21 protein-coding genes, 1 pseudogene and 1 riboswitch are annotated in these 23,062 nt (G+C 67.5%); of the genes and pseudogenes, 6 read left to right on the top strand and 16 right to left on the bottom strand.

From position 1 onward, the window contains the following. The first annotated feature begins 55 nt into the window (after nt 1-55). A complete protein-coding gene (locus ACFWPX_RS16595) occupies nt 56-535 on the top strand; it encodes a MarR family winged helix-turn-helix transcriptional regulator (RefSeq protein ID WP_378928098.1) in 480 nt (159 codons plus the stop codon). A 37-nt stretch (nt 536-572) separates the two neighbouring features. Here ACFWPX_RS16595 and ACFWPX_RS16590 read toward each other — a convergent pair whose 3' ends face one another. From ACFWPX_RS16590 to ACFWPX_RS16535, 12 genes are read right to left on the bottom strand one after another with little or no spacing between them, the layout of a single operon-like run. Beyond that, entirely contained in the window at nt 573-1,721 is a 1,149-nt protein-coding gene (locus ACFWPX_RS16590) for an LLM class flavin-dependent oxidoreductase (protein WP_378928097.1), read from the bottom strand. Beyond that, nucleotides 1,718-2,527, bottom strand: coding sequence for a DUF1684 domain-containing protein (locus tag ACFWPX_RS16585; protein WP_378928096.1), 810 nt, complete (start codon nt 2,525-2,527; stop codon nt 1,718-1,720). Before ACFWPX_RS16585 ends, ACFWPX_RS16590 begins: the two co-directional genes overlap by 4 nt. Then, nucleotides 2,524-3,891: an NtaA/DmoA family FMN-dependent monooxygenase gene (locus ACFWPX_RS16580; protein ID WP_378928095.1), complete on the bottom strand. Its 1,368-nt coding sequence runs from the start codon at nt 3,889-3,891 to the stop codon at nt 2,524-2,526. The genes ACFWPX_RS16585 and ACFWPX_RS16580 overlap by 4 nt, the downstream gene beginning before the upstream one ends. Then, complete coding sequence (locus ACFWPX_RS16575; protein ID WP_378928094.1) at nt 3,888-5,051, bottom strand: LLM class flavin-dependent oxidoreductase; 1,164 nt, start codon at nt 5,049-5,051, stop codon at nt 3,888-3,890. The genes ACFWPX_RS16580 and ACFWPX_RS16575 overlap by 4 nt, the downstream gene beginning before the upstream one ends. Continuing rightward, nucleotides 5,048-6,697, bottom strand: a complete 1,650-nt coding sequence (locus ACFWPX_RS16570) for a dipeptide ABC transporter ATP-binding protein (RefSeq protein WP_378928093.1) — start codon at nt 6,695-6,697, stop codon at nt 5,048-5,050. The genes ACFWPX_RS16575 and ACFWPX_RS16570 overlap by 4 nt, the downstream gene beginning before the upstream one ends. Beyond that, entirely contained in the window at nt 6,694-7,596 is a 903-nt protein-coding gene (locus tag ACFWPX_RS16565) for an ABC transporter permease (RefSeq protein WP_378928092.1), read from the bottom strand. Before ACFWPX_RS16565 ends, ACFWPX_RS16570 begins: the two co-directional genes overlap by 4 nt. Next, entirely contained in the window at nt 7,589-8,683 is a 1,095-nt protein-coding gene (locus tag ACFWPX_RS16560) for an ABC transporter permease (RefSeq protein WP_378928091.1), read from the bottom strand. The genes ACFWPX_RS16565 and ACFWPX_RS16560 overlap by 8 nt, the downstream gene beginning before the upstream one ends. A gap of 1 nt (nt 8,684) precedes the next feature. Then, nucleotides 8,685-10,298, bottom strand: a complete 1,614-nt coding sequence (locus ACFWPX_RS16555) for an ABC transporter substrate-binding protein (RefSeq protein ID WP_378928090.1) — start codon at nt 10,296-10,298, stop codon at nt 8,685-8,687. Then, a complete protein-coding gene (locus ACFWPX_RS16550) occupies nt 10,295-11,365 on the bottom strand; it encodes an LLM class flavin-dependent oxidoreductase (RefSeq protein WP_378928089.1) in 1,071 nt (356 codons plus the stop codon). Before ACFWPX_RS16550 ends, ACFWPX_RS16555 begins: the two co-directional genes overlap by 4 nt. A gap of 28 nt (nt 11,366-11,393) precedes the next feature. Beyond that, nucleotides 11,394-12,356: an ABC transporter substrate-binding protein gene (locus ACFWPX_RS16545; protein WP_378928088.1), complete on the bottom strand. Its 963-nt coding sequence runs from the start codon at nt 12,354-12,356 to the stop codon at nt 11,394-11,396. Between the two features lie 32 nt (nt 12,357-12,388). Continuing rightward, entirely contained in the window at nt 12,389-13,150 is a 762-nt protein-coding gene (locus ACFWPX_RS16540) for an amino acid ABC transporter ATP-binding protein (protein WP_378928087.1), read from the bottom strand. Beyond that, nucleotides 13,147-14,142 carry an amino acid ABC transporter permease gene (locus ACFWPX_RS16535; RefSeq protein ID WP_378928086.1) on the bottom strand — a complete coding sequence of 332 codons (996 nt, stop codon included), beginning with the start codon at nt 14,140-14,142 and terminating at the stop codon, nt 13,147-13,149. The genes ACFWPX_RS16540 and ACFWPX_RS16535 overlap by 4 nt, the downstream gene beginning before the upstream one ends. Before the next feature lie 27 nt (nt 14,143-14,169). Further along, a riboswitch (SAM riboswitch) is annotated at nt 14,170-14,264 on the bottom strand. Nucleotides 14,265-14,542: 278 nt separating this feature from the next. On the opposite strand from ACFWPX_RS16535, the gene ACFWPX_RS16530 reads away from it, so the two are divergent. Beyond that, a complete protein-coding gene (locus tag ACFWPX_RS16530; protein ID WP_378928085.1) occupies nt 14,543-15,262 on the top strand; it encodes a hypothetical protein in 720 nt (239 codons plus the stop codon). A gap of 82 nt (nt 15,263-15,344) precedes the next feature. Beyond that, a pseudogene (locus ACFWPX_RS16525) lies at nt 15,345-15,605 on the top strand (hypothetical protein); the annotation flags it as partial. A gap of 3 nt (nt 15,606-15,608) precedes the next feature. Here ACFWPX_RS16525 and ACFWPX_RS16520 read toward each other — a convergent pair. Next, nucleotides 15,609-16,286 carry an NAD(P)-dependent oxidoreductase gene (locus ACFWPX_RS16520; protein WP_378928084.1) on the bottom strand — a complete coding sequence of 226 codons (678 nt, stop codon included), beginning with the start codon at nt 16,284-16,286 and terminating at the stop codon, nt 15,609-15,611. A 39-nt stretch (nt 16,287-16,325) separates the two neighbouring features. Then, complete coding sequence (locus tag ACFWPX_RS16515) at nt 16,326-16,964, bottom strand: TetR/AcrR family transcriptional regulator (protein ID WP_378928083.1); 639 nt, start codon at nt 16,962-16,964, stop codon at nt 16,326-16,328. Here ACFWPX_RS16515 and ACFWPX_RS16510 point away from each other — a divergent pair, their 5' ends adjacent. From ACFWPX_RS16510 to ACFWPX_RS16500, 3 genes are all read left to right on the top strand, one after another. Beyond that, the gene (locus ACFWPX_RS16510) at nt 16,965-18,521 is read left to right on the top strand and encodes an FAD-binding oxidoreductase (RefSeq protein WP_378928082.1); all 1,557 of its coding nucleotides are present in this window, start codon (nt 16,965-16,967) and stop codon (nt 18,519-18,521) included. It begins immediately after the preceding gene. A gap of 87 nt (nt 18,522-18,608) precedes the next feature. Then, nucleotides 18,609-20,345: an MFS transporter gene (locus ACFWPX_RS16505; protein WP_378928081.1), complete on the top strand. Its 1,737-nt coding sequence runs from the start codon at nt 18,609-18,611 to the stop codon at nt 20,343-20,345. Further along, a complete protein-coding gene (locus ACFWPX_RS16500) occupies nt 20,339-20,812 on the top strand; it encodes an SRPBCC family protein (RefSeq protein WP_378928080.1) in 474 nt (157 codons plus the stop codon). The genes ACFWPX_RS16505 and ACFWPX_RS16500 overlap by 7 nt, the downstream gene beginning before the upstream one ends. Nucleotides 20,813-21,069: 257 nt before the next feature. Here ACFWPX_RS16500 and ACFWPX_RS16495 read toward each other — a convergent pair whose 3' ends face one another. Together ACFWPX_RS16495 and ACFWPX_RS16490 are read right to left on the bottom strand one after the other, a co-directional pair. Next, complete coding sequence (locus ACFWPX_RS16495) at nt 21,070-22,242, bottom strand: glycosyltransferase (RefSeq protein WP_378928079.1); 1,173 nt, start codon at nt 22,240-22,242, stop codon at nt 21,070-21,072. 1 nt (nt 22,243) lies between these two features. Further along, nucleotides 22,244-22,999, bottom strand: coding sequence for an LppM family (lipo)protein (locus tag ACFWPX_RS16490; RefSeq protein ID WP_378922656.1), 756 nt, complete (start codon nt 22,997-22,999; stop codon nt 22,244-22,246). Nucleotides 23,000-23,062: the final 63 nt, after the last annotated feature.

Raw genomic sequence — 23,062 nt, 5'->3', positions numbered from 1 at the left:
AAGGTAAATGGTGGGCGGTAAGTTGTCAATCGGGCGGTCGACGAGAGGACGAGATGTGGAGCAGACATCCGGCGATGTCGCGATGCGGCGGCAGCGGCTGGCCGCGGGGCTCATCGACTACGGCGCGAGCTTCACCGAACTGGGCCGCCGATTCGCGGAAACTCTCGGCGTGCACTCCACCGACGCCTTCGCGCTGATGGAGATCGCCGCCGCCGAACAGGCCGCCGAGCCGCTCTCGCCCGCACTGCTGAGCAAGCGGATCACCCTCACCTCGGGGGCGATGACGACCCTGCTCAACCGGCTGGAGCAGGCGGGATACATCACCCGCAGCCGCGAGCACACCGATCGGCGGGTGGTGACCCTGCGGTGTAGTGAGAACGCTCGACAGCTGGCCGACGAGTTCTTCCACCCGATCAATGCCGAGCAGGACGCGATCCTGGCCGAATACGACCCGGCCCAGCTCGCCGAGTTCGAGAGGTTGCTCGCGCGATTGCGGACGGCGATGACGGTCGTACAGCCAGAAGGCGCCCCGTAGCCGAGTCGGCTTTTCGGGGCGCCCTCATGGTTGGCGGTCAGGCGGCGCGGGCCGCTCGCTGTCCCCACGCGTCGGCCAGTAGCCGATGGGATTCGAGCCGGTCGGCGTGGTTGTGGGTGATGGTGGTGATCAGGAGTTCGTCTGCGCCGGTGACTTTTTGGAGTGCGTCGAGGCGCTCGACGGCGGTGGTGGGTGAGCCGACGATCTGGGAGGCAAGGCGGTCGTCGACGAGGCGGAGTTGGTCGGCGGTGAGCGGGGAAGCCGTTGTGGGGTCGAGGTATTCGGCCGCACCGCCGCTGCGGATGCTGTGGACCCAGTGTCCGTAGGTGCTCGCGCGGTGGCGGGCGGTGTCGTCATCGGGGGCGACCACGACGTCGGCCGACACGATGACGTGCGGTTCGGCCAGTAGTTCCGACGGCCGGAACGCCGCCCGATACGCCGCGACAGCGTCCAGCGCGGTGCCCGGCGCGACATGGTAGGCCGCGGCGAACGGCAGTCCCGATTTGCCTGCGAGCTCGGCACTTTCGCCCGCCGAACTGCCGAACAACCACAGCTCGGCATCGATGCCCTCACCCGGAACGGCGTGCAGCTCGACACCGTTGGGTGTGAAGTATCTGCCGTCGAGTAGTGCTTGGATCTCGGCCAGTTGTTCGGCGAAGTCCAGCGACTCCGCTCCGGGTTGTTGCAGCGCCTCGGCCGAGGCGAGGAATCTCGTGCGATCGGTGACCCGGCGTGGATCGAAGGGCGGCGGCACGACCACGCCGTCACGCACCTCGGTGCGCCCGGTGACGGTGTCCAGGACCGGATGACCGCCCTTGGTGGTCGCCGCCGCGGCCCCGAACTGGCTGACACGGTGCCCTGACCGGCCGAGGCCCAGGTCGAGTCGTCCCGGGTACAGCGCGTCGACGGTGCCGAACGCCTCCACGATCGAGGCTGACGTGTGGTGGCCAACCTGCACCGCGCCGGTCCCCACCCGGATGCGCGAGGTGGCCGCGGCGACCAGTCCGAGCAGGGTCAGCGACGACGAACTCGCCACCGAGACGAAATGGTGTTCGGCCAGCCAATATCGGCGATATCCCCACTGCTCGGCCTGCCGGGCGAGATCGACGGTGTTGCGCAATGCCTGTGCGGCACTTGACCCTTCGCTGATGGGGGAAAGATCGAGGATCGACAGCGGAACGCTCATAGCTTCGGATCCTGTTCTCCCGCTTCGATCGCCACGCGGAGCCGGTTCTCGCGTGGTGCCACCGGGCAGGTGGCGAAATCGGTGAACGCGCACGGCAGGTTCACGGCCCGGTTGAAATCGAGGGTCACGGTGCCGTCGGCCTCGACCGCGCCGATGGCGAGCGATCGGGCGGCCGGGTAGGTGGTGACGCCGCTGGTGGCGTCGGTGAACAGCACCTTCAGGTCGTCGGGGGTGCCGAAGGCGAGTAGCGCTTCGTGGCTGTCACCGATCCGGAACTCGATGATTCCCGCGGCGCTGTGGTGGTGCTCGAGCCCGTCCACCACGGCGCCCGTGGTGACGGTGCGTGCCTGTCCGAACGCGGTGAAACGCCCGGTCACGACCCAGCGTGGGTCGGCGGGGTAGGCCGCGACCCCGGTGAACGTGGTCAGCGTCGGCGCGGCCGGATCGTGCACGCGCACCGCGTACTGCCCGGAGCGGCGGATCACTTCGAGGACCTTCTCCTCGTTGAGCACGCTGACTCCCGGCGCGCCCTCCACGGGCGTCACGATCTGGACGCCTCCGATCCGCTCGCCGTCGACATCGAGCCGGTCGGCGGGCTGCGCGGTGATGAACACCTTCTCGTCAGTGACCCACCAGGTGCCGGGGACGCCGTTCAGGCGCTGCGGGCTGTCGGTGAGCCAGTGCAGCCCGGCCAGGCTGAGCCAGCCGAGGGGATCGCGCAGGCCGTCCTCGCGGGCGTGATGCCAGCGTGACCAGTCGTCGGCGAATGTCGTGGTGGGGGTGTGGTTCTCGACGGTGATCGTCATGACGCGCGTGCTCCTTCGGCGATGGTGTGCTGGTGGGGGTGGCGCAGACCGAGGTGGTCGCGCAGGGTGGTGCCGGTGTACTCGGTGCGGAAGCTGCCGCGTTCCTGTAGTTCGGGGACCACGGTGTCGACGAACTCGTCGAGCCCGGCGGGTGTCAGGTGGGGGACGAGGATGAAACCGTCGGCGGCATCGGACTGCACGTAGTGGTCGATCTGCTCGGCGACCTCGGTGGGCGTGCCGATGAACTGCTGGCGGGCGGTGACCTCGATGATCAGCTCGCGGATGCTGAGGTTGTCCGCCTCGGCATGCGCGCGCCACGCTTTCGCCACGGCCAGTGGATCTTTCGTGTGCCTGACCCGGCCGCGCGTGATCTCGGCGGCGGCGTCGGGCTCGGTATCGGGCAGCGGGCCGTCCGGGTCGTAGCCGGAAAGGTCACGGCCCCAGACCTGTTCGAGGAAGGCGATCGCGGTCTGCGGGCTCACCTGCTGGTAGCGGATGCTACGGGCGCGCTCGTGTGCCTCGTCGGTGGTGTCACCGAGGACGAACGTGGCCGCGGGCAGCACCAGTAGATCGCCGTGTGCGCGACCGTATTTCGCCAGCCTGCCCTTGACGTCGGCGTAGAACTTCTGGCCCGCCTCGAGGGTGCCGTGTCCGGTGAAGATCGCATCGGCGGTCTTGGCGCCGAACTCGCGGCCCTCGTCGGAATCGCCCGCCTGCAACAACACCGGATGGCCCTGCGGGCTCGGCGGGACGACGAACGGCGCCGTGAAGTCGAACTGTGAACTGCGGAAAGCGGTTTCGGGTACCTCACGGGCGAAGATCCCACGCTCCCGATCGATCACCAGCGAGTCGGTGGGCCAGCTGTCCCACAGCGTCCTGGTCGCGGCGACCACCTGTTCCGCGCGCCGATACCGCTCGCTGTGTTCGAGGTAGCCGCCGCGCCGGAAGTTCTCGCCGGTGAACGCGTCCGAGGAGGTGACCACGTTCCACGCGGCCCGGCCGCCGGAGAGGTGATCGAGCGAGGCGAACTGCTTGGCCACCTCGAACGGTTCGTTGTAGGTGCTGTTGATGGTGCCCGCCAGCCCCAGCCGCTCGGTCACCGCCGCCACCGCGTTGAGCACGGTGAACGTGTCGGGCCTGCCCACCACATCCAGGTCGTGGATCCGCCCGCGGTGCTCGCGCAGCCGCAACCCCTCGGCCAGGAAGAAGAAGTCGAACAGGCCGCGTTCGGCGGTGCGCGCCAGATGCTCGAAGGACGCGAACTCGACCTGCGATCTCGACGCCGGGTCGGCCCAGACGGTGGTGTTGTTGACGCCGGGGAAATGCGCGGCGAGGTGGACTTGCTTGCGTGGTTTCGAGGTCACAGCGCTGCTCCTGTCGTGGCGTATCGGTTGAGTGGGCGGGGGAGACCGAGCCGGTCGCGGAGGGTAGGCGCCGGACTCGCCTCGGTGATTTCGCCGGCGTCGACGAGCTGCCCCGGTTCGGCCTCGGCGCGGTGGGCGGTGAGAGCGGTCAGCGTGGCGCGCAGGGCAATCGGTCGCAGGACAACTCCGTCGATGCCCGACCGAGTGATCTCCGCGAGCACGTCATCGAGTCCGGCGGCCGTGCCGACATGGTGGAGCCGATCGGTATCGAGGTGCGGCTGCGCGGCCCAACCGTCGAGTTCTGCTACCTCGGAGTGCGCGTCGACTGCCGAATCGGTCAGGTGCACAGGGAGATCCAGCAGGATCTGCACAGTGTCGGGGTCGCGGCCCGTGGCAGCGATGGCGGCGCGCAACACGGTGCGGCGTTCGGTGGCCGTGGGGAGATCGGTGGCGGTGATGCGGATGATGTCGGCGCGGCGGACCGCGACCTCGGCCGACTCGGGGTCGTCGGCGCGGACGGTCACGATCGGTTGGCCCTGGGGCGAGCGCGGGGTGATCGATGGGCCCCTGACCGAGAAGTTGTCGCCGGTGAAGTCGATGTAGTGCAGGCGGTCGCGGTCGATGAACCGGCCGGTGGGCACGTCACGGATCTCGGCGTCGTCCTCCCAGCTGTCCCACAGCCGGGTCACCACCTCGACCGCTTCGTCGGCCTCGTGCCACAGCGACTCGCGATCCTGAACATCCTTGCGGCCGAAGGCCTTCGCCTCGACTTCGGCCGTCGACACCGTCACCTCCCAGCCCGCGCGGCCCAGGCTCGCGAAGTCGAGCGCGGTCACGGCCTTGGACGCGTGGAACGGTTCGGTGTGGGTGACCGGTACCTGGGGGATCAGGCCGATCCGGCTGGTCAGCGGGGCGGTGCGGGCGGCGATCGCGACGGCGTCGAGCCTGCCTCGGGTCACGGCGGTGCCACCGGCCTGGATGCCGAACGAGTCGGGCAGGAACACGGCGTCGAACCCGAGCGTCTCGGCGGTCGCTATCACGGCCGTCCAGTAGCCGGCGGTGAACAGGTCTTCGGCGCCGGAATCGGCGCGCCGCCAGGACGCGGGATGCGTTCCGGTGCCGACCGTTTCGATGCCGAGGAACAGTCCGGTCTTGCTCATCGGGTGAGGTCCTTTCCGTCGAGGGGATCGATCCGGGTTCCCGGGGCGGGGATCGCCGCGAGTAGCTCCCTGGTGTAGGGGTGCTGCGGATCGGTGAACAGGGTTGCGGTAGCGCCGGTTTCGACGATGCGACCGTGGCGCATCACCGCGACGCGGTCGCTGATCCGGCGCACCACGGCCAGGTCGTGGGAGATGAACAGGTAGCCGAGGGCGAGTTCGGTCTGCAGGGTGTCGAGCAGGTCGAGGATCTGCGCCTGCACCGAGGCGTCGAGCGCGGAGACCGGTTCGTCGAGAACGAGCAGGTCGGGGCGCAGGGCCAGCGCGCGGGCGATCGCCACCCGTTGTCGCTGTCCACCCGACAGCTCGGCGGGTCTGCGCTTGGTGAAATCGGCTGGTAGCGCGACTTGTTCGAGGAGCTCGGCGACCCGTTTCGTGCGATCGCCGACGCCATAGGCGCGCAAGGGTTCGGCGATGATGTCGGCGACTTCCCAGCGCGGATCCAGCGATGAGTACGGGTTCTGGTACACCACCTGGAACCGTTTGCGCAGGGCGCGCAGCCGATTTCGGCGGACACTGGTGAGGTTGTGACCGTCGAAGGTGACTGTTCCGCTGTCCGCCTCGGTGAGCCGCAGTGCGATCCGGGCCGTCGTCGACTTGCCCGAACCGGATTCACCGACCAGAGCAAGCGTTTCGCCACGATCGAGACTGAACTCGACATCATCGACGGCGGTGATGCTTCCCGCTCCCGCATGGAATCGCCTGTGCAGCGCACGAACCGACAGCAGAGGTGTTTCCGCTCTGGGACGACGGGGCCGGAACTCGGTGGGCGACAACGCCGGAGACGCGGCCAGCAGCCGCTGGGTATAGGGCTGTGACGGACTGGTCAATACCTTTGCGGTGGACCCGGATTCGACAACCCGGCCCTGTTCTAGCACGACCAGCCGATCCGCCCGTTCGGCGGCCACGGCCAGGTCATGGGTGATCAGCAGCACCGCTGTGCCGCGCGCCGCGATCCGCTCGGCCAGCCGATCGAGTACCTGCCGGGCAACCGTCGCATCGAGCGCACTCGTCGGCTCGTCCGCGATGATCAACTCCGGACCGCATGCCAGCGCGATCGCGATCAGCACCCGCTGCCGCTGCCCGCCGGACAGCTCGTGCGGATACTGCCGTGCCCGCAGTTCCGGCTGATCCAGCCCGACTTCCTCGAGCAGATCCAGGGCCCGCAGTGCCGCTCCCCGCCGATCGGCCAGCCGGTGCACCAGCAGCGCCTCCGCCACCTGATCACCCACCCGCAGCACCGGATTGAGCGAAAGGCCAGGATCCTGCGGCACGAACCCCACCCGCGCACCCCGCAACCGCCGCAGCGCCTTCTCGTCGTCCGGATCGACCCGCTCACCGGCGAATTCGACCGTGCCCGACACGATCCGCGCCGAATCCCCGAGCAACCCGATCACCGCGTGCGCCAAGGTCGACTTCCCCGACCCCGACTCACCGACGAGTGCGACTACCTCTCCGCGTGCCACCTCGATCGACACGCCACGCAGCGCGGCAACAGATCCCGCGCCGGTTCGATACGCGATCCGCAGATCTTGCACCTGGAGCAAGGGCCGGTCCGCCTGTGTCGGACCTTCCGTCTGGTCGCTCATCGTGTTTCGGTCCTTCCCGCGAAGCGGCCCAGACGCTGGGCCGACAGCACCACGGCGACGATGACGAGGCCCGGCAGTGTGGTCAGCCACCAGGCGGAAGCGAGGAAGTTGCGGCCCTCCGAGATCAGCGAACCCCATTCGGGGGTAGGCGGTTTGGTGCCGTAGCCGAGGAAGCTGAGCGAGGACACCGCCAGCACGGCCATGCCGAATTCGACCGCGGCCAAGGCCAGGACGGGCTGGAACGCATTGGGGAGTACGTGCCGGACGAGCACCGCGTACCAGCGCACGCCGGACGCGTGCGCCGCCTCGACATAGGGCGCGTGCCGCACCCGCAGCACCTCCGAGCGCATCACCCTGGCGAAGTTCGCGATCAACGAGACACCCACGGCGACAGCCACATTGCGGGTGCCGAAGCCGAGCGCGGTGACCAGCGCCAGCGCGAGCAACAGTGACGGAATGGACAGCAGCACATCGACGACCCGCATGATCGCGGAGTCGACAATGCCGCCCGAAGCGCCGGACAGCAGCCCGAGTGCCGACCCGACCACCAACGCGATCCCGACCGCGGTCAGCGTGGCGGTGAGCGAGAGCCCCGCACCGTGCACCATCCGCGTGTACAGGTCGCGCCCGAGATTGTCGGTGCCGAACCAGTGTGCCGCGCTGGGTGCCTGGAACTTCTCCGCGGGTACCCCGGTCAGCGGATGACCGGACGCGAAGAGCGACGGCGCCACGGCCCAGCCGACCGCGACGGCCAGCACTACACCCGCCACCACCAGACCGAGGTGCGCGCGGGCCCACCGGGCAGTTCGGGAGGCTCGGTGCACACGCGGAACGGCGTGACCGCCTGCCGCTTCAGGCCGTTCGGTCAATACTGAGCGGCGCACGAGGATGTCAACCACGTTCACTCCTTTCGGTGTCGGTGTCGGAGCCCGTCTGGTCCGGGTCGCGGGGCTTTCCGGCGACGGCCACGGCTTCGGCGGGAGTACCGGCGACCGGACGACTGCGCCGCGTGCCGGTGATGCGTGGGTCGAGCAGCGGGTACAGCAGGTCGACCGCCAGATTCACGGCCACGAAGATCAGGGCAGAGAGCAGCACCACGCCCTGGACGACGGGGATGTCCTGATTGAGCACGGAGGTCTGGGTGAGTCGGCCCACGCCCGCACGGGCGAACACCGACTCCACCACCACCGACCCCGCGAGCATGGTGCCCACCAGCACACCGGCGATCGTGAAGGCGGGCACGCTCGCCAGGCGGGCGATGTGGCGGCGCTGCACCCACCACCGGGATGCGCCCTTGGCCAGTGCCACTTCGGTGAAAGGCTGACGCCAAGTCTGTTCCAGCCCGGCCGCGAGAACCTGGGCGAGCACCGCCCCGATCGGCAAGGCCAGGGTCAGCGCGGGCAGCAGGGTCCCGCGCAACCCGGTTCCGCCGAAGGCGGGGAACCAGTGCAGCCGAAAAGAGAACAGCTGCAACAGGAGTAGACCGGTCCAGAACGTCGGTACCGAAACACCCAGTGGCGGAAGTGCACTCAGGGTATTGCGCAGCCACGGTCGACGCGTGTAGGTCGCGGCGAAGGCGAGCGCCGTGCCACCGATCACGGCGAAAAGCAGTGCGAGAGCGGCCAGTCCGAGCGTGGGTGGTAGCGCGTCACCGAGGGCTTCGGTGACGGGTTGACCGGTGTTGATGGAGCGGCCGAGATCGCCGGTGAGGGCATTCCCGAGCGCGGTCACATACTGCTCCCACAGCGGCTTGTCCAACCCGTAGCGAGCCTGCAGTTCGGCGATCGCCGCCTGGTCGACAGGCGTACCGGCACCGGCGGTGTCGGCCGCCATCGACACCGGATCCGCGGGCAGCAGGTACAGCACGACGAACGAGATCGTGAACGCCGCCCACAGCACCCAGATCGCTTGCAGCACCCGCGAACCCAGGTACCGCGGTAGGTCGCCTACCACCACCTGCCCCCGCTGACGGACCAGCCCGCTCATCTCAGTGCCCGCTCAACCAGGTGTCGAAGAACTGCAGTCGCGCCGAGGCCTCGAACTTCAGGTCCTGGGTGTGCGCGGCCGCACCGATCGCTTGGGACAGCTCGATCGTGGGGATGTAGAGCCCGTTGTCGAGCACCTGCCGTTGCGCGGCTTCGAGCAGCTTCACCCGGGCCGCCGGATCGTTGGTGGCGAGCTGACTGTCCAGGGTCTGATCGAGCTCGGGAATCGGGCCACGTGCGTTGATGTTGCGACCGGCGAGGCCGAAGGACGTGCGCAGGATATCGCCGTCGGCGCGGGTGGAATTGCCGTAACCGGCGTCGATGTCCTTCGCGTTCTGCCGGGCGATGGCCTCCGGGGTGGACACGAGATCGAGTTTCAGCTCCACACCGACCTGGCGCAGTTGCTGCTGCGCCAGTTCCAGAATCGCCTGATTGCCCGCGAACACCTGGCTGAAGGTCACCGCGAAGCTCAGTCGCTCACCGCCTTTGGCCCGGATGCCGTCCGGGCCCGGCAGCCAACCCGCCTGCTCGAGAATCGACTTCGCCTTGGCCGGGTCGTAGGCGAGCCTGGCCGACTGATCCAGATATGCCGGGGTCGCCGACGCCAGGCTCGAGGTCGCCGGCTTGAACTGGGGACCGAGCACGGTCTCGACGAGCTGCTTGCGATCGATCGCGGGCAGCAGTGCCTGCCGGACCGCGGGATCACGCAGTGGGCCGCGAGTCACGTTGAGGGTCAAGCCGAACGGGGTGCCGGGATTCGATGTCGACAGGATCCGCCCGCCGACGGCCTCGATCTGTGGAGCGTCCTGGGGCAGCGCGTCGCTGACGGCATCCAGCTGGCCGGAGGCCAGGCTGCCGGTGCGCACACCCGATTCGGGGACGACGGTGAACTCGATCCGATCCAGGTACGCCTCGCCCTGATGGCCGAAAACGGCCGAGCCCCAGTTGTATCCGGCGCGCTTGTCCAGCGTCACCGAGGTGTCCTGCTTGTAGGAGGCGTAGGTGAACGGCCCGCTGCCGATGTTGTCACCCGCGCATCTGGCCTCGGCCGGTTTGGCATTGGTGGACTGCGCCAGGATGCCGAGCTGCGCGGTCGAGGACGCTTGCAGGAACTGGGCGTTCGGCGCACTGAATTCGACACGGGCGGTGAGCTTGTCGACCGCAGTCGTTCCGACGTAGCCGGTCAGGTAGCTGGCTCCCAGCTGCGCCTTGGCGGCACCGAGCTTGACGACCGCGTCGAAGGTATCGCGCACCGAGTCTGCCGTGAGCGCGGTGCCGTCGCTGAAGGTGACGCCATCGGCCAGCTTGAAGGTGAACACCTTGGCGTCGGGACTGACCTCCCAGCTCTTGGCCAGCCACGGGGTGATCGCACCGGTCTTCGGGTCCTGATCGGTCAGCGAGTCGACGATCTGGCGGGCCACATAGATGGTCTGGTTGGTGCCCGACTGCGCCGGATCCGAGCAGGTCGGCGCCCCGGACAGCCCGTAGCGCAACGTGCCGCCTGGCTGCGGCGGACCGGCCTGACCACCGGAGCCCCCGGTGTCACCGGCGCACGCGACAACTGTGGTGGCGGCGGCGAGTACACCCGCGAGAGCAGCAAGACGATGTCGGATCACGAGGTAACTCCAGAGAATTGACGGCCGGCGGCCAGGGGACGACTCGGAATGCGGCGGCGCAGCTCGGGCGCCACCTCGGCCTGGAACAGCTCGAGGCTGCCCAGGTAGTCGGATTCGGTGCGGCCGTCACGTTCGGCGGACAGGTGGATGACCTCGTGCCCGAACTGCTCGTGATAGCGGCCGACCTTGTCGATCACCTGCTCCGGGCTGCCGACCAGCGCCGACGAGCGGGCGATGAAGTCTTCGACGGTCTCGAACACGACCGGATTGCCGACCTTGCGCTGCAATGAGGTGCGCGCCTCGTAGAGCGGGCGAAACACCTCGACGGCCTCTTGCGAGGTCCGCGCGACGTGGAAGCCCGCGGTCCCCGCCCCGACCAGCGCATCGGCCGGGTCGTGACCGTAGTGCGCCCACCGCTCGCGGTAGTGCCGGATCAGCTCGGCGTACGGCTCGATCGGGTTGGTGACGTTCGCCGAGAACACCGGATCACCGTGGCGCGCGGCCAGTTCCACCGACTCCTTGCTCGTCGCGCTGCCATGCCAGATCCGCAACCGGGGCTGTAGCGGTCGGGGCAATGCCTTGGCGGCGGCGAGCGAGGGGCGGAACTGCCCCGACCACGTCACTTCCTCGCTGTCCCACAGCGCCCGAAACAGTTCGTACCCTTCACGATTGCGCTCCCACTGGTCATCGGTGGTGACGTGATAGAGCTGCGCCTGTGCCGCGCCGTTGCCCTTGCCGATGATCAGTTCGAGCCTGCCCTCGGACAGGTTGTCCAGGGTGGAATAGTCCTCGAACGCGCGCACCGGATCGAGCAGGCTCAAGGTGGTGACCGCGGTGAACAGGCTGATCCGCGAGGTGAGGGCCGCGATATGGCTCAGCACCACCGGGGGAGCGGCCGAGAGGAACGGATCCTCGTGGCGCTCACCGACAGCGAACCCGTCATAGCCGAATTCCTCGGCGCGCCTGGCCTGTTCGATCACCTCGTGCAGGCGATCGCGGGTCGTGGGAACCACGCCGGTGACCGGATCGGGTACCCGGGTGATCAGCGTCATCAGCAGGAACTTCATGAGCGGACTCCTAGCTTCTCGAATGACCTCATGCGGCAGGCTTCTTCGGCAGACCGGGTGGGTTGATCCGCGACTCGGTGACCTTCTCCGAATCCAGGCCCCAGCGATCGAGGACCTTCTGGTAACTGCCGTCCGCGATGGCATCGACCAGCGCCTTGTGCACGGCGGCATTGAGGCCGCTGTTCTTCTTGGTGAGCACCGCGATCTCGCCCTGCAGTGCCTCACCGGCGCCGGAGAAGGTGGCGATGAGCTTGGTCTCGCCGGTCGTCGTCGAGTGGTAGACGCCGGTGGGGTTCGGGCCGATGTAGCCGTCGAGACGTTTCGAGGCGAGCGCGAGGTAGTAGTCGGTGACCTGCTGGTAGTAGGCGATGTCGATCGGCGCCAGCCCTTCGGCGACGTTCTGTTCGTTCCACTTCACCAGCAGCTGTTCCTGGTTGGTGCCCGCGCCCACGCCGATTCGCTTGCCCACCAGGCTCTTTCGGTCGGTGAAGACGAGCGGGCTGTCCTCGGGCACCTCGAGCGCGACATTGTCCTTGCGGTAGGTCGCGAAGTCGTACTTCTCCTTGCGCTCCTCGGTGACGGTGACATTGGAGATGAACGCGTCCACCTCACCGGAATCGACGCGCACGAAGTTCTGCGACCAATCCGCCACCTGTGCGACCAGCTTCAGGCCGAGTTTGTCGGCCACCAGACTGGCGAAGTCGATTTCGGATCCGACGACGGTCTTGTCGTCGGTGGCATAGAACCGCAGCGGGGGCGCGGAACTGCCCGATCCGGTCACCAGGAGGGTGCCGCGATCGCGAATCGCCTGCGGCACCTCGGCGGCGATCGCGTCGACCTTCGCCACCCGCACCCGGCCCTCCTGGGTGGGCGAGAGGTCGAAGGTGACCGAACCCGCCTGGACGGTCTCGGCGGATTCCGGATCGGCGGTGCAGCCGGTGGTCAGCAGCGTGGCCGCCGAGATGATGCCGATCAGCGTGGAAAGCTTCATCAGTGTCGAAACCTGTTCGTGGGAAGGGATACTCAGCGCACGCGCGACAGGAATGCCTGCGTGCGTGGATGTTCGGGGCGATCGAGGACAGTGGCGGCGTCGCCTTGCTCGACGATCTGTCCTTCGTCGAGGAACACCACCGTGTCGGCGACCTCACGGGCGAACCCGATCTCGTGGGTGACGATCACCAGGGCGGTACCGCCGTGCGCGAGATCGCGGATCACCGCGAGCACCTCGCCGACCAGTTCCGGGTCGAGCGCGGAGGTGGGTTCGTCGAACAGGATCAGGCGCGGCTTCAAGGCCAGCGCCCGTGCGATGGCGACGCGCTGCTGCTGGCCGCCGGAGAGCCGGCGCGGGTAGGCGTCGGCGAAATCGGTCATGCCGACCCGGTCCAAGAGCTGTTTCGCCTCGGCGATCACCTCGGCGCGCGGGCGGCGCTGGGACGAAACCGGGGCGAGCACGATGTTGTCGAGCACCGTGAGATGCGGGAACAGGTTGAACTGCTGGAACACGAAACCGATGTGGCTGCGCTGGGCGCGCACCGCGTGGTCGGGCAGCGGGCGCAGGGTGTTGCCGCGCTGGCGGTAGCCGATCAGCTCACCGCCGATGTGCACCGTGCCCGCGTCCTGCGCCTCGAGATGGTTGAGCACCCGAAGCAACGTCGACTTACCCGACCCGGACGGGCCGATCAGCGCGACCACTTCGCCCGTGCGCACCGCCAGGTCGACGCCACGCAGCACCTCGGTACCGCTGTAGGACTTGCGAATTCCTCGTGCCTGCACCGCTGCGGTCATCGGGTGGCTCCTCGGGGTGCGGCGGCGATCTCGGTGACCTTGGCGCGGACCCGCTGCCACGGTGTCGGCGGCAGCTCACGCTGGGCGCCCTTGGCGTAATGCCGTTCGATGTAGAACTGGACGATCGACAGCGCGGTGGTGAGCACGATGTACCAGGCCGTGGCCACCATGAGCAGCGGCACCACCCGGCCGTTGCGGCCGAAGATCACCTGCACCTGGTAGAACAGCTCGGCGATCGCCATCACCGACACGATCGAGGTGCCCTTGAACAGGCTGATCACCTCATTGGCCGCGTTCGGCAGGATCGAGCGCATGGCCTGCGGCAACACGATGGTGCGGAACTGCCGCCAGCGCGGAATGCCCAGCGCGGCAGCCGCTTCCAGCTGGCCGCCGTCGACGGCGAGCAGGCCCGCCCGGATGAGCTCGGCCGAGTACGCCGCCTGATGCAGAGCCAGGCCGATCACTGCCGCGGTGAAACCACTGATGACACCGTTGACTTCGAAATCGAAGAACGCAGGTCCGAACGGAATACCGACGGAAAGGCGGGGATACAGGTAGGCGATGTTGAACCAGAACAGCAACTGCACGATCAGCGGGATCGAACGGAACGCCCAGACGTAGGTCCAGGCGATCACGCGCAGCACGGGATTGTTCGACACCCGCCCGATCGCCAGCAGGGTGCCGATCGCGAAACCGAGGACGGTGCCCCACAGGGTCAGCTCGATGGTCACCCGGAGCGCGGCCAGTACCGACTTCGCGGTGAAGTACTGGGCGAAAGTGCCCCAGTCCCAGCCCGGATTGGTGATCAGACCGTGTGCGAACTGGGCCACCACCACCAGCGCGACCGCCGCGACGACCCACCGCCACGGGTGCCACGATCCGGCGATCCTGGGAAGATCGGTCGCTGTGTCGGCGGATGCCGGTTCAGCGGGGGGAGCGTCGCCGGGCGGTGCGGGCGCGGTCTCGGCGCCGGATACGGCGGACGCGGTCATGGGAGTCCTTCGGAAAACACAAAATCTCCTCCATCGAACCCGGCAGAAGCACCCACACCCCGAAAGCGGGCGGGTTGCTGCGACGTCATCGAGCCAGGTCTCTCGGTCGCTCTGGATGGTTGCGCCCCGGCGCTGCGGCCTGAGCTGAATCAGCATGTGGCACATGCACGAGTGCGCGCAACGATAGAAATCAACGTGAGCGCAGAGGTTGGAACCGACCCGGGGCGCAGTCATAATTGCCCCGGTTCGGCGTGGTCGGTCGCCCGTGGGCGGACACCGGCCCTCGGCAGGGGTTCGCTGCGAGATTGCGACGCGCCGAACGGCCGGTTACTTCACCTGTCCGGATTCACCCACCGCACGCGGTAGCGTCGGCCTTCTCTGCGTCGATGAGGAGTTCGTCGTGATCAAGCCGCGTCGTTCCACCGCACTGACCTCGCTGACGGCCTGCGCCGCCGCGTTACTGCTGGCCGCGCCACCGGCCGCCGCCGAACCGGCCGCGCCGGTGACGCCCGCCGTCACCCGGGACGCGCCGAACGTCACGCCTGCCGCGGGCCCGGGCGATCTCCTCGGCGCCTACCAAACCGTCGTCGAGACGCTGAAGGCCATGGGTATCCAACCCTTCCTCTACCCCACGGTCGCCGCGAACTGCACCGGTGACGGCACGGGCCTTGTTCCCGCCGTCGCGGGCGCGGTACCGGGTCCGTGGCCGGCGAACACCCTCCCGATCCCCGGCGTCGACCTCGCGGCCGTGAAATCGGGCCAGACCCTGTTCACCTTCCTGCCCTACGGCCTCGCCCCCGACACCGCCGCCACGAAGACCTCCGGCATGCAGGTGGCCTGGCTCAATATCAGCACCGGCCGCGGCGGCATGGCCTCGATGGGCCCGATCGCCGACATCGTGCGCGCCATGGTCCCGCCCGAGGTCCCCGCCGAACTGCGCCCCCTCGCCGAAACCGCCATCCGCGACTTCCTCTTCGCCGCCATCCCCGTCGGCGGCGTCCGCGCCGTCCCCGTCGACACCGGCCGCGGCACCGTCCTGGCTGCCGTCTTCGGCACCACCGACAACGCAGGCCGCTCCTGCTTCTTCTTCCCGACCATCGGCATCACCGAGGTCGCCTGAAGCTCGCCGGTCAGCGTTAGGCTCAGCGGTATGAGCGAAGCCTACGACTGGTCGTGGCTGCGGAACGACGGTCGAGGTCGTCTCACCCGGTACGGTCACCGCCGATTGCGTCGACAAGCGAGCCGAGTACGCAAAGCTCGGCATCGCCCAGTACTGGATCGTCCGGATGGTCAACGACGACGGACTGGTCTCCTCCATCGAACAACTGCGTCTCACCTCTGACGGCAGATACGTCACCGAGCGAATCGGCCTACGCGGCCAGGACCCAGTCATCGCAGTCACCGCAATCGACCCGGTCAAGGTCGAAATCCCCTGGGCAGACCTGGATCTGGACATCGAGTAAGCGCTAGCTTCGACGGAAGCCGTCGGTGAGGCGCGGAGTCCCCACGGAAGTGATCACGTCGACGCAGGTGTCGACGAACTTGTTCTCGAGGGTTGCGTCCAATAGTGCATCGGCGAGATCCATCCGCGACGTATACCGGCCTGGAATGCTCGAGGGCGCCAGGGTGTAGTCGGTGATCGTGGCGCCGTCGAAGAGTCCGGAGGCGCGGACGATGGTCCAGTCGAGCCCACTGTTTCGGACGGCTACCTCCATGCGTCCCATATCGGCATACGCAGTCCGACCCAGCGCGAGCATGGCGGGGAGAAGCGCCGTTCGGAAAAGGAAAGTTTCGCCCGGAGCTGCTGTGCCGGCGACACAGACCGAGCTGACGCAGGCCAGCCGCCGAACGCTGTGTAGCGCCATTGCCCGCACGATGTTTCCGACACCTTCGGTAAAGATCGATACGGGCTTGAGGGTGTAATTTCCCCCGAGAACCGAGATCACGGCATCTTGCCCGGCTATCGTAGCCGCGACCGAGTCGCTGTCTCTCGCGTCCGTACGCACGACTTGCAACAGAGGATCCGAAATGGGGAAATCGTCGGGGCGGCGCACTGCGGCGGTGACCTGCTGACCCCTGCCTACCGCCTGACGAACTACATTGAGACCGGTTGGACCGCTGGCACCGAATACGACAATTTTCATTGCTGCCCCTGATATGTCGTGCGTATTCCACTGTGAGATTTATTGCGATGCAGTCGAGCCCGGTTCGGCATTGCCTACGGAGTACCCCGTTAGCAGGGGAACGACCAGTGCATCGATGATTCGCTCGTAGTATGTGCCGTCTACCGGCTCGCCCGAATCGAGTAGCCGGTAGAAAATCATCGCGGGCACCACATCCGCGATCAGCGCCGTGTCCGCACTGTCGGCAATCTCCCCGCGAGCGCGTGCGTTTTCGACAATGGCGGCATAGGCCGCGCGGCGCGGTTCGGCGATGACCTGCTCCACGGTTTCGCGCAGCTGCGGATCGCGGTTGATGGAGGCCGCGATCGCGGACAGAATCGCATCGCGCGGGCCGTCGCGGTCGAGATACATCGCGCCTACGGCGAGCAGATCGGATCGCAGACTGCCGGTATCGGGCAGTGGCTCAGTCCAGGCCAGCATCCGGACCGCGTCACGGACCAGCTCCGACTTGTCCTTCCAGCGTCGGTAGACGGTGGCGCGGCTCGCGCCTGCTCGTGCCGCGACGGAATCCATTGTCAGCCGGTCATAGCCGACCTCGGGAAGGATCTCACTGACGGCAGCCAGTAGTGCGACGTCGCGCTCGGGATCCCGGGGGCGACCGCCGGATTTCGGCCTGGTGGCATCGTCGGGTGGTAACACGTGGCGAGCATAACCCTTGTCTGTTTACGAAACAACTGTGTGCTGTATCGCATTTGTCAAAACGAAACGGTCGTCTACTGTTTCGGAAGTGGTCATACCGAGGGGAGCGTCATGAATGCTGGTCAGGGCGGGAGAATCGAAGGTGTCGAGTTGACTCGGCGCCGACTGTTAGCTGTCGGAGGGGGGCTCCTTGCCGCGGCGTGTACGACGAACGGCTCCGAGCCGACTACAACCGCCGACGACACCGGGCTACGTGCCGCCGTTCGGGGTCGCGTGCTCCTGCCAGGCGATGCGGGCTTCGAACAAGCCCGCACGCCATGGAATCTGGCCGTCGACCAGTCTGTCCGCGCCGTCGTCGAACTCGCCGACGCAGACGACGCGCCTGCGCTCATCCGATATGCGCGAGAGGTACGCCGGGCACTCACGGTGCAGCCGAACGGCCACAACCCGTCGTTTGCCGCGGACGGCACAATCCTGGTGCGCACCACTCGGCTGAACGAAGTTCGGATCGATCCCGCCACCCGAACCGCACGCGTGGGCGTCGGCGTCAACTGGGGTCAGGTACAGGCAGCAGCCAGTCAGCACGGGCTGACCGGCGTGGCGGGCAGTTCACCGGTGGTCGGAGTTGCCGGTTACACCCTTGGTGGCGGATTGAGTTGGTTCGCAAGGCGATTCGGGTGGGCATCCGATAGTGTCACCGCCTTCGACATCGTCGACGCCGATGGCCGAGCACGGCGAGTCACCTCGTCGTCGGATCCAGATCTGTTCTGGGCGCTGCGGGGCGGCGGTGGTGACTACGCCCTCGTTACGACGCTCGAGTTCACGCTGCACCCCGTGTCCGCCCTCTACGGCGGAAAGATGCTCTGGCCCATCGATCGCGCGCCGCGAGTGATGGCGGCCTTTCGGGAGATCACGGCGACGGCGCCCGACGAACTGACTCTCTGGTTCAGCCTGCTGCGCATGGACGGCGCCCCGCCGATGGTCGGCATCGACACCACCTATCTCGGTGACGCGACCTCGGGACAGGCCCTGCTGGGAGCGTTCGACGGCATCGACGGACGCATCGTCGACAACCGCAGACTCATGGCGCCAGCCGAGCTGGGCTCCATCGTCGGCGAACCCACCGATCCGAGTCCGATCCGCTCGCACGCTGAGTTGCTGAACGGGCTCACCGACGCCGATGTGCAAGCGCTGCTGACCACCTCCATGAACCCACTCGGGGCCATTCAGGTTCGCCACCTCGGCGGGGCGATCGCGCGGTCCTCCGACAGTCCACCAGGTGCCGTGACCGCCCCCTACTACTCGAGCTTCATCGGTGGTCAGCCGACACCGGAAGCAGGTGCGGCGACCGAGAATCGGATCCAGCAGTATCTCGGGGCGCTCGACCGGTCACGGGGCCGCCGAACGCCGCTGACGCTACTGAACCCCTCACAAGCGGCCATCGACGCCTTCGATCCCGGCACTCTGCATCGACTGCGCGCCATCAAGAGCAATGTGGATCCGAAAGGCTTGTTCCGCAGCAACTTTCCCGTTTCGGCCCCGGCCGCCGGGCGCTGAGCGTTGTAGCGCGTTTACGTCCCTGTCGGCCACGCGTCGCCGGACGCACTGAGTTGGACCGACATTCGAACCGAAACAGGGAGAATCGTGGTATCCCACCGTCAACCAGAAACGGCTGCTCCGCCGCATATCGACTCGATACAGGCCGACCCACGACGCTGGATCGCCTTCGCGACAACACTGGCGGCCGGCTTCATGGACCTACTCGATGTCACCATCGTCAACGTCGCGGTGCCGACCATTCAGGAAGATCTCGGTGCCCAGTACGCCCAGATCGAATGGATCATCGCCGCCTACGTGCTCGCCTTCGCCGCGATCCTGATCACCGGTGGGCGGCTTGGCGACCTGTACGGCCGTAAGCGAATCTTCATGGTCGGAATGGTGTTTTTCACGGTGGCGTCGGCGGCGTGTGGACTGAGCTCCGGCCCGACCATGTTGATTGCTTCCCGGTTCCTCCAGGGACTGGCGGCGGGTCTGATGGTGCCGCAGATTCTCGCGATTCTTCGCGAATCATTCCCCGAACGGGAACGTGCCAAGGCGATCGCGGTGTACAGCGCTGTGTGTGGGTCGGCGACGGCGGTCGGTCTGGCATTGGGCGCTCTGCTGGTGGAATGGGATCTGTTCGGCCTCAGCTGGCGGCCGATCTTCCTGGTCAATATCCCGATCGGCATCATCACGCTGATCGCCGCCTGGCGGTGGATGAAGGAGTCCCGATCGGTGTCCGCACCGCGCCTGGACCTGGTCGGCGTCGCGCTGGTCACCGCGGCCATCCTGCTGCTGACCTATCCGCTCACCGAGGGGCGCCGCCTCGGCTGGCCTGCATGGACTTTCGCCATGATGGCGGCATCGGCGGTGGCGCTGGTGCTGCTGATCAGCTACGAACGGAGACGCCGACGCATCGATGGGTCGCCGCTGATCGACCTCAGCCTCTTCCAGTCGCGTCCATTCACGCTCGGTCTTATCAGCTGGCTGTTGTTCTGGATCTGTTTCGGCGGGTTCTTCCTGGTATGGACGCTCCTCATGCAGGCGGGGCTGGGCTGGTCGCCCCTGCACGCGGGGCTCACCTCGCTGTTCTTCGCGGTCGCTACCGGGGTCGGTGCGGGTACTTCGGCCAGTGTGTTGGCACCCCGGTTCGGTAGACGTGTCCTGGTCACCGGTGGACTCGTCACCGGTGCCGGATTCGTCGGCTATGGCGCTCTGGTTCAGCACTATGGCGAGGCGACGACGACGTGGCAGATGATGATTCCGCTGGTCTTGATCGGCATCGGATTCGGATTCGTGGTCGCGCCGACCATCGACCTGGTGCTCGGCCAGGTACCCACCCGCGCCGCCGGAGCAGCCTCCGGATTGCTCAACACCGGACAGCAACTCGGAGTCGCGCTCGGTGTCGCGCTCGTCGGGATCGTCTTCTTCACCCAACTGGATCACGATTCCGCGCGGGGTGCCGATGAGGTGGCGGCACGAGTGCAGACCGAACTCGCGGCAACAGGTCTGCCCGGCCCGGTGCAGACCGAGATAGCCGCCGGATTCCGAGCCTGCGTCCGCGATCGATCGGCACAGGTCGATCCCACCGAAGAACCGGAAAGCTGCCGGGAAGCCGCAGCGGCCGATCCCTCCGTGACCCGCGTGCTCACCGAGGCCGGTGATCACGCCAAGGCGATCAACTTCGCCAATACCTTCCGCTACACGCTCTGGTATGGCGCGGGCATCATGCTCCTGCTGTCCTTTGGCTTCCTCGCGCTGCCGAGGAACGCGAAACTTGTCCACGACGGACTCGAAATTGTTGGTGCGACAACGGAGTTGAAGGAGTCAGCGAAGTGGTAGAAGCGCGGGCGCAGCAGACAATGCCATGCCATCCAGAGGACTTTCTCGAATTCGCGATGGACGTGGAACGATACGCCGAGGTCGATGACAAAATCGGCCGATTCGACTGGGTTCGCCGCGAGGGAAATCTCGTTGAATTCAAGTTCCGCCCGGAGATGCCGGGACTTCCCGGTCCTGCGCCGAAAATGATCGCGCAGGGACGGCTCACCCCCGGTAAGCGCGTGGATGTGGGACTCGCGCCGTTGCCGGACAGCCGACTTTGGCACGGATTGATGAAGTTCACTGCGAGCTTCGTCTGTGAACCCGTCGAAAACGGCACCCTGGTGACCAGAACAATGACGGCAGAGCTCATTCCGGCGCTCCGTTGGCTGGTCGATCCAATCCTGTGCCGCAACCTTCCCGGCAATATCGAGACCGAGATCGCGCGGGCCAAAGCCTATATCGAACGGCACGCTGGTCGCGTTTGACTGCGCGCAGGATTCCGGTCACCGCGCAACCACTCGCCATCGGCAACCCGAACTCGAACCGCGAAGTCAGGACGGGCGAGGCGGGTCGAATTCGGTCCGCAGGACTAATAGTCACAGGAGACAGCTGAATGTTCGAAATACAACTTCCAGCCGGTGTCATCGAATACGAGGACGCCGGTGGGGTGTGGCCGCGCTGGTCGGGGACGACTGCCACGGTCGACGGGGATCGCCGCGGCGTCGACGGGGAGTGCTGCTGGTCAGGCGCGGCGGGCGATGGTGTCGTCGGGTGTCACCAAAGGTCGCTGTTTCCAGCGCAATCGGCCGGTGCGGTGGCGGTGGTGGGAGCGGGTCCACAGGGTGAGGTAGTGGGCTATCCCTACCGGGTGGGCCAGTGCTGAGGCGAGGTCTGTGCAGGTAGGTGCCCGGCGGGTTTCGGTGGCGCGGGCGGTGAGTCGGCTCGTGACGGCGGCCAGGTAACCGAGAAGGCCTGCACGGCGGGTGCGGCCCCGGCCGAACAGGGCGGCCAGCGGAGGGATCCAATAGGCAAGGGCGGCAAGGATTCCGATGGCGGCGCCGGTGTCGAGACGGCCGCCGTAGGCCGACCACAGCCAACGCGTGTAGCCGTCGGTGAGTTCGGCTGTGCCGGTATACATTCGGGTTCTCGCGGCCGGGCCCGCGGTCACCAAGGCGGTGCGGTGGCCCGCTCGGCGCACGGCGCGCGCCAGGTCGAGATCTTCGGTGGCGCTGGCCGCGACGGCCGCGTGACCGCCACCCGCGCGGTAGGCCGCGGCGTCGACGGCGAGGAACTGTCCGCACGCGACGGCGGTGGACGGGCGCAGGCTGTGATTGGCGGGGCCGACCGGCAGGGTCGAGGCCCACGACCAGGCGAGCAGTGGCTGGACGAGGTGCTCGGTGGTCGAACCTGCTTCCTGCACCGGCCAGGCCGAGACCAAACCCGCTCCACGCCTGCGTAATTCGGCTACCGCCGCGGCCACGGCGTAGGGCGCGAGGCGAACATCGGCGTCGACGAAGACCACGGCGGCCGCGTCGGTGCGGGCGGCCAGGCGCGCGCACGCGGCGGCCTTGCCGGTCCAGCCGGGGGCGGGGTGCGCGGCGGAGCGCAGCACGGTGAAGCGCTCGTCGCCGGCGATCGCGGCCAGTGCGGCTTCGTAGGTGCCGTCGGTGGAGGCGTCGTCGAGGATCAGCACGTTCATGCGGGGGACGCCGGTTTGGGCGCGAAGGTCGGCGATCAGCGCGGGCAGGCGCGCAGCTTCATCGCGGGCGGGAACACACACCGTGACCGGTTCGATCACGCCCGCGACTCCGCGCGGCAGCGTACGCAAGGTGACCAGGTTGTAGACGGCGATGCTCGCGCCGAGCGCGGCCAGACCGGTGCCCGCCCAGGTCAGGTAGCGGGCCGCCGCGCTCATATCAGCGGCCCAGTCTGCGACTGGAGATCTCGCGCCACATCTCCGAGGGGGAGAAGCCGCCGCGCGGCGCGTTCGGCGGGCCGGGGTTGCGATCACGGAACGCCAGTCCCGCGATCAGCGCGGCCACCGCGAGGGTGATGCCGCCGACGATGCCCGCCCAGCCCGCGAACGAACGGGTGTTGGGGTCGGCGTACTTCACCTCGGCACGCAGGGTCGACACCTCGCCCGCGGGCAGCTTCCACGACACGGTGTTCTCGCTGTCGGTGGTCTCGCGGGTGCCGTTGGTCTTGGCGACGCGGGCCGGGAACGCTACGGAGAACTGCACGTCCGAACCCTGCGGCGGCAGCGATTCCAGATCAACCCGTCCGGTGAGACTCACCAGATCGCCATTGCGCTGGAATTCGAGCGTGAACATGCCCTGCGTCTGATCCGACAGCCCACCGAGCTGGCCGACCTCGCCGAAGGACAGATCGTCGAAGAACACCTGGGTGCCGATGTACCCGTCCTGGTTGTAGTTCTCCACCCGCACCTTCGCCGCCAGCTGCTCCGGCGCCTTCAGCTGCGGCCCCTTGTCCTCGGGCCCCGTCGGCACCACCGCGGCGACGATCCGCCCCGACACCCGGTCGTTCGACGACACCCCCATCGACACCTGCACCCGCAGGCACCCGGCCAGCGCGGGCACGAGCAGTGCCAGCAGGACGGCAACGGCCGCTACGCGCCGCGCGGGCACGAAACGACGCGGCGAAGGAACGGGCATGTCGGCGACGGGACTCGGCTGCACGGTTGACATCGTGCCAGGCTCGAGCCCGAGAGCCCACAC

Source organism: Nocardia sp. NPDC058518 (assembly GCF_042719655.1).
GTDB lineage: Bacteria > Actinomycetota > Actinomycetes > Mycobacteriales > Mycobacteriaceae > Nocardia.
This window is presented reverse-complemented; position numbering and strand designations above follow the sequence as displayed.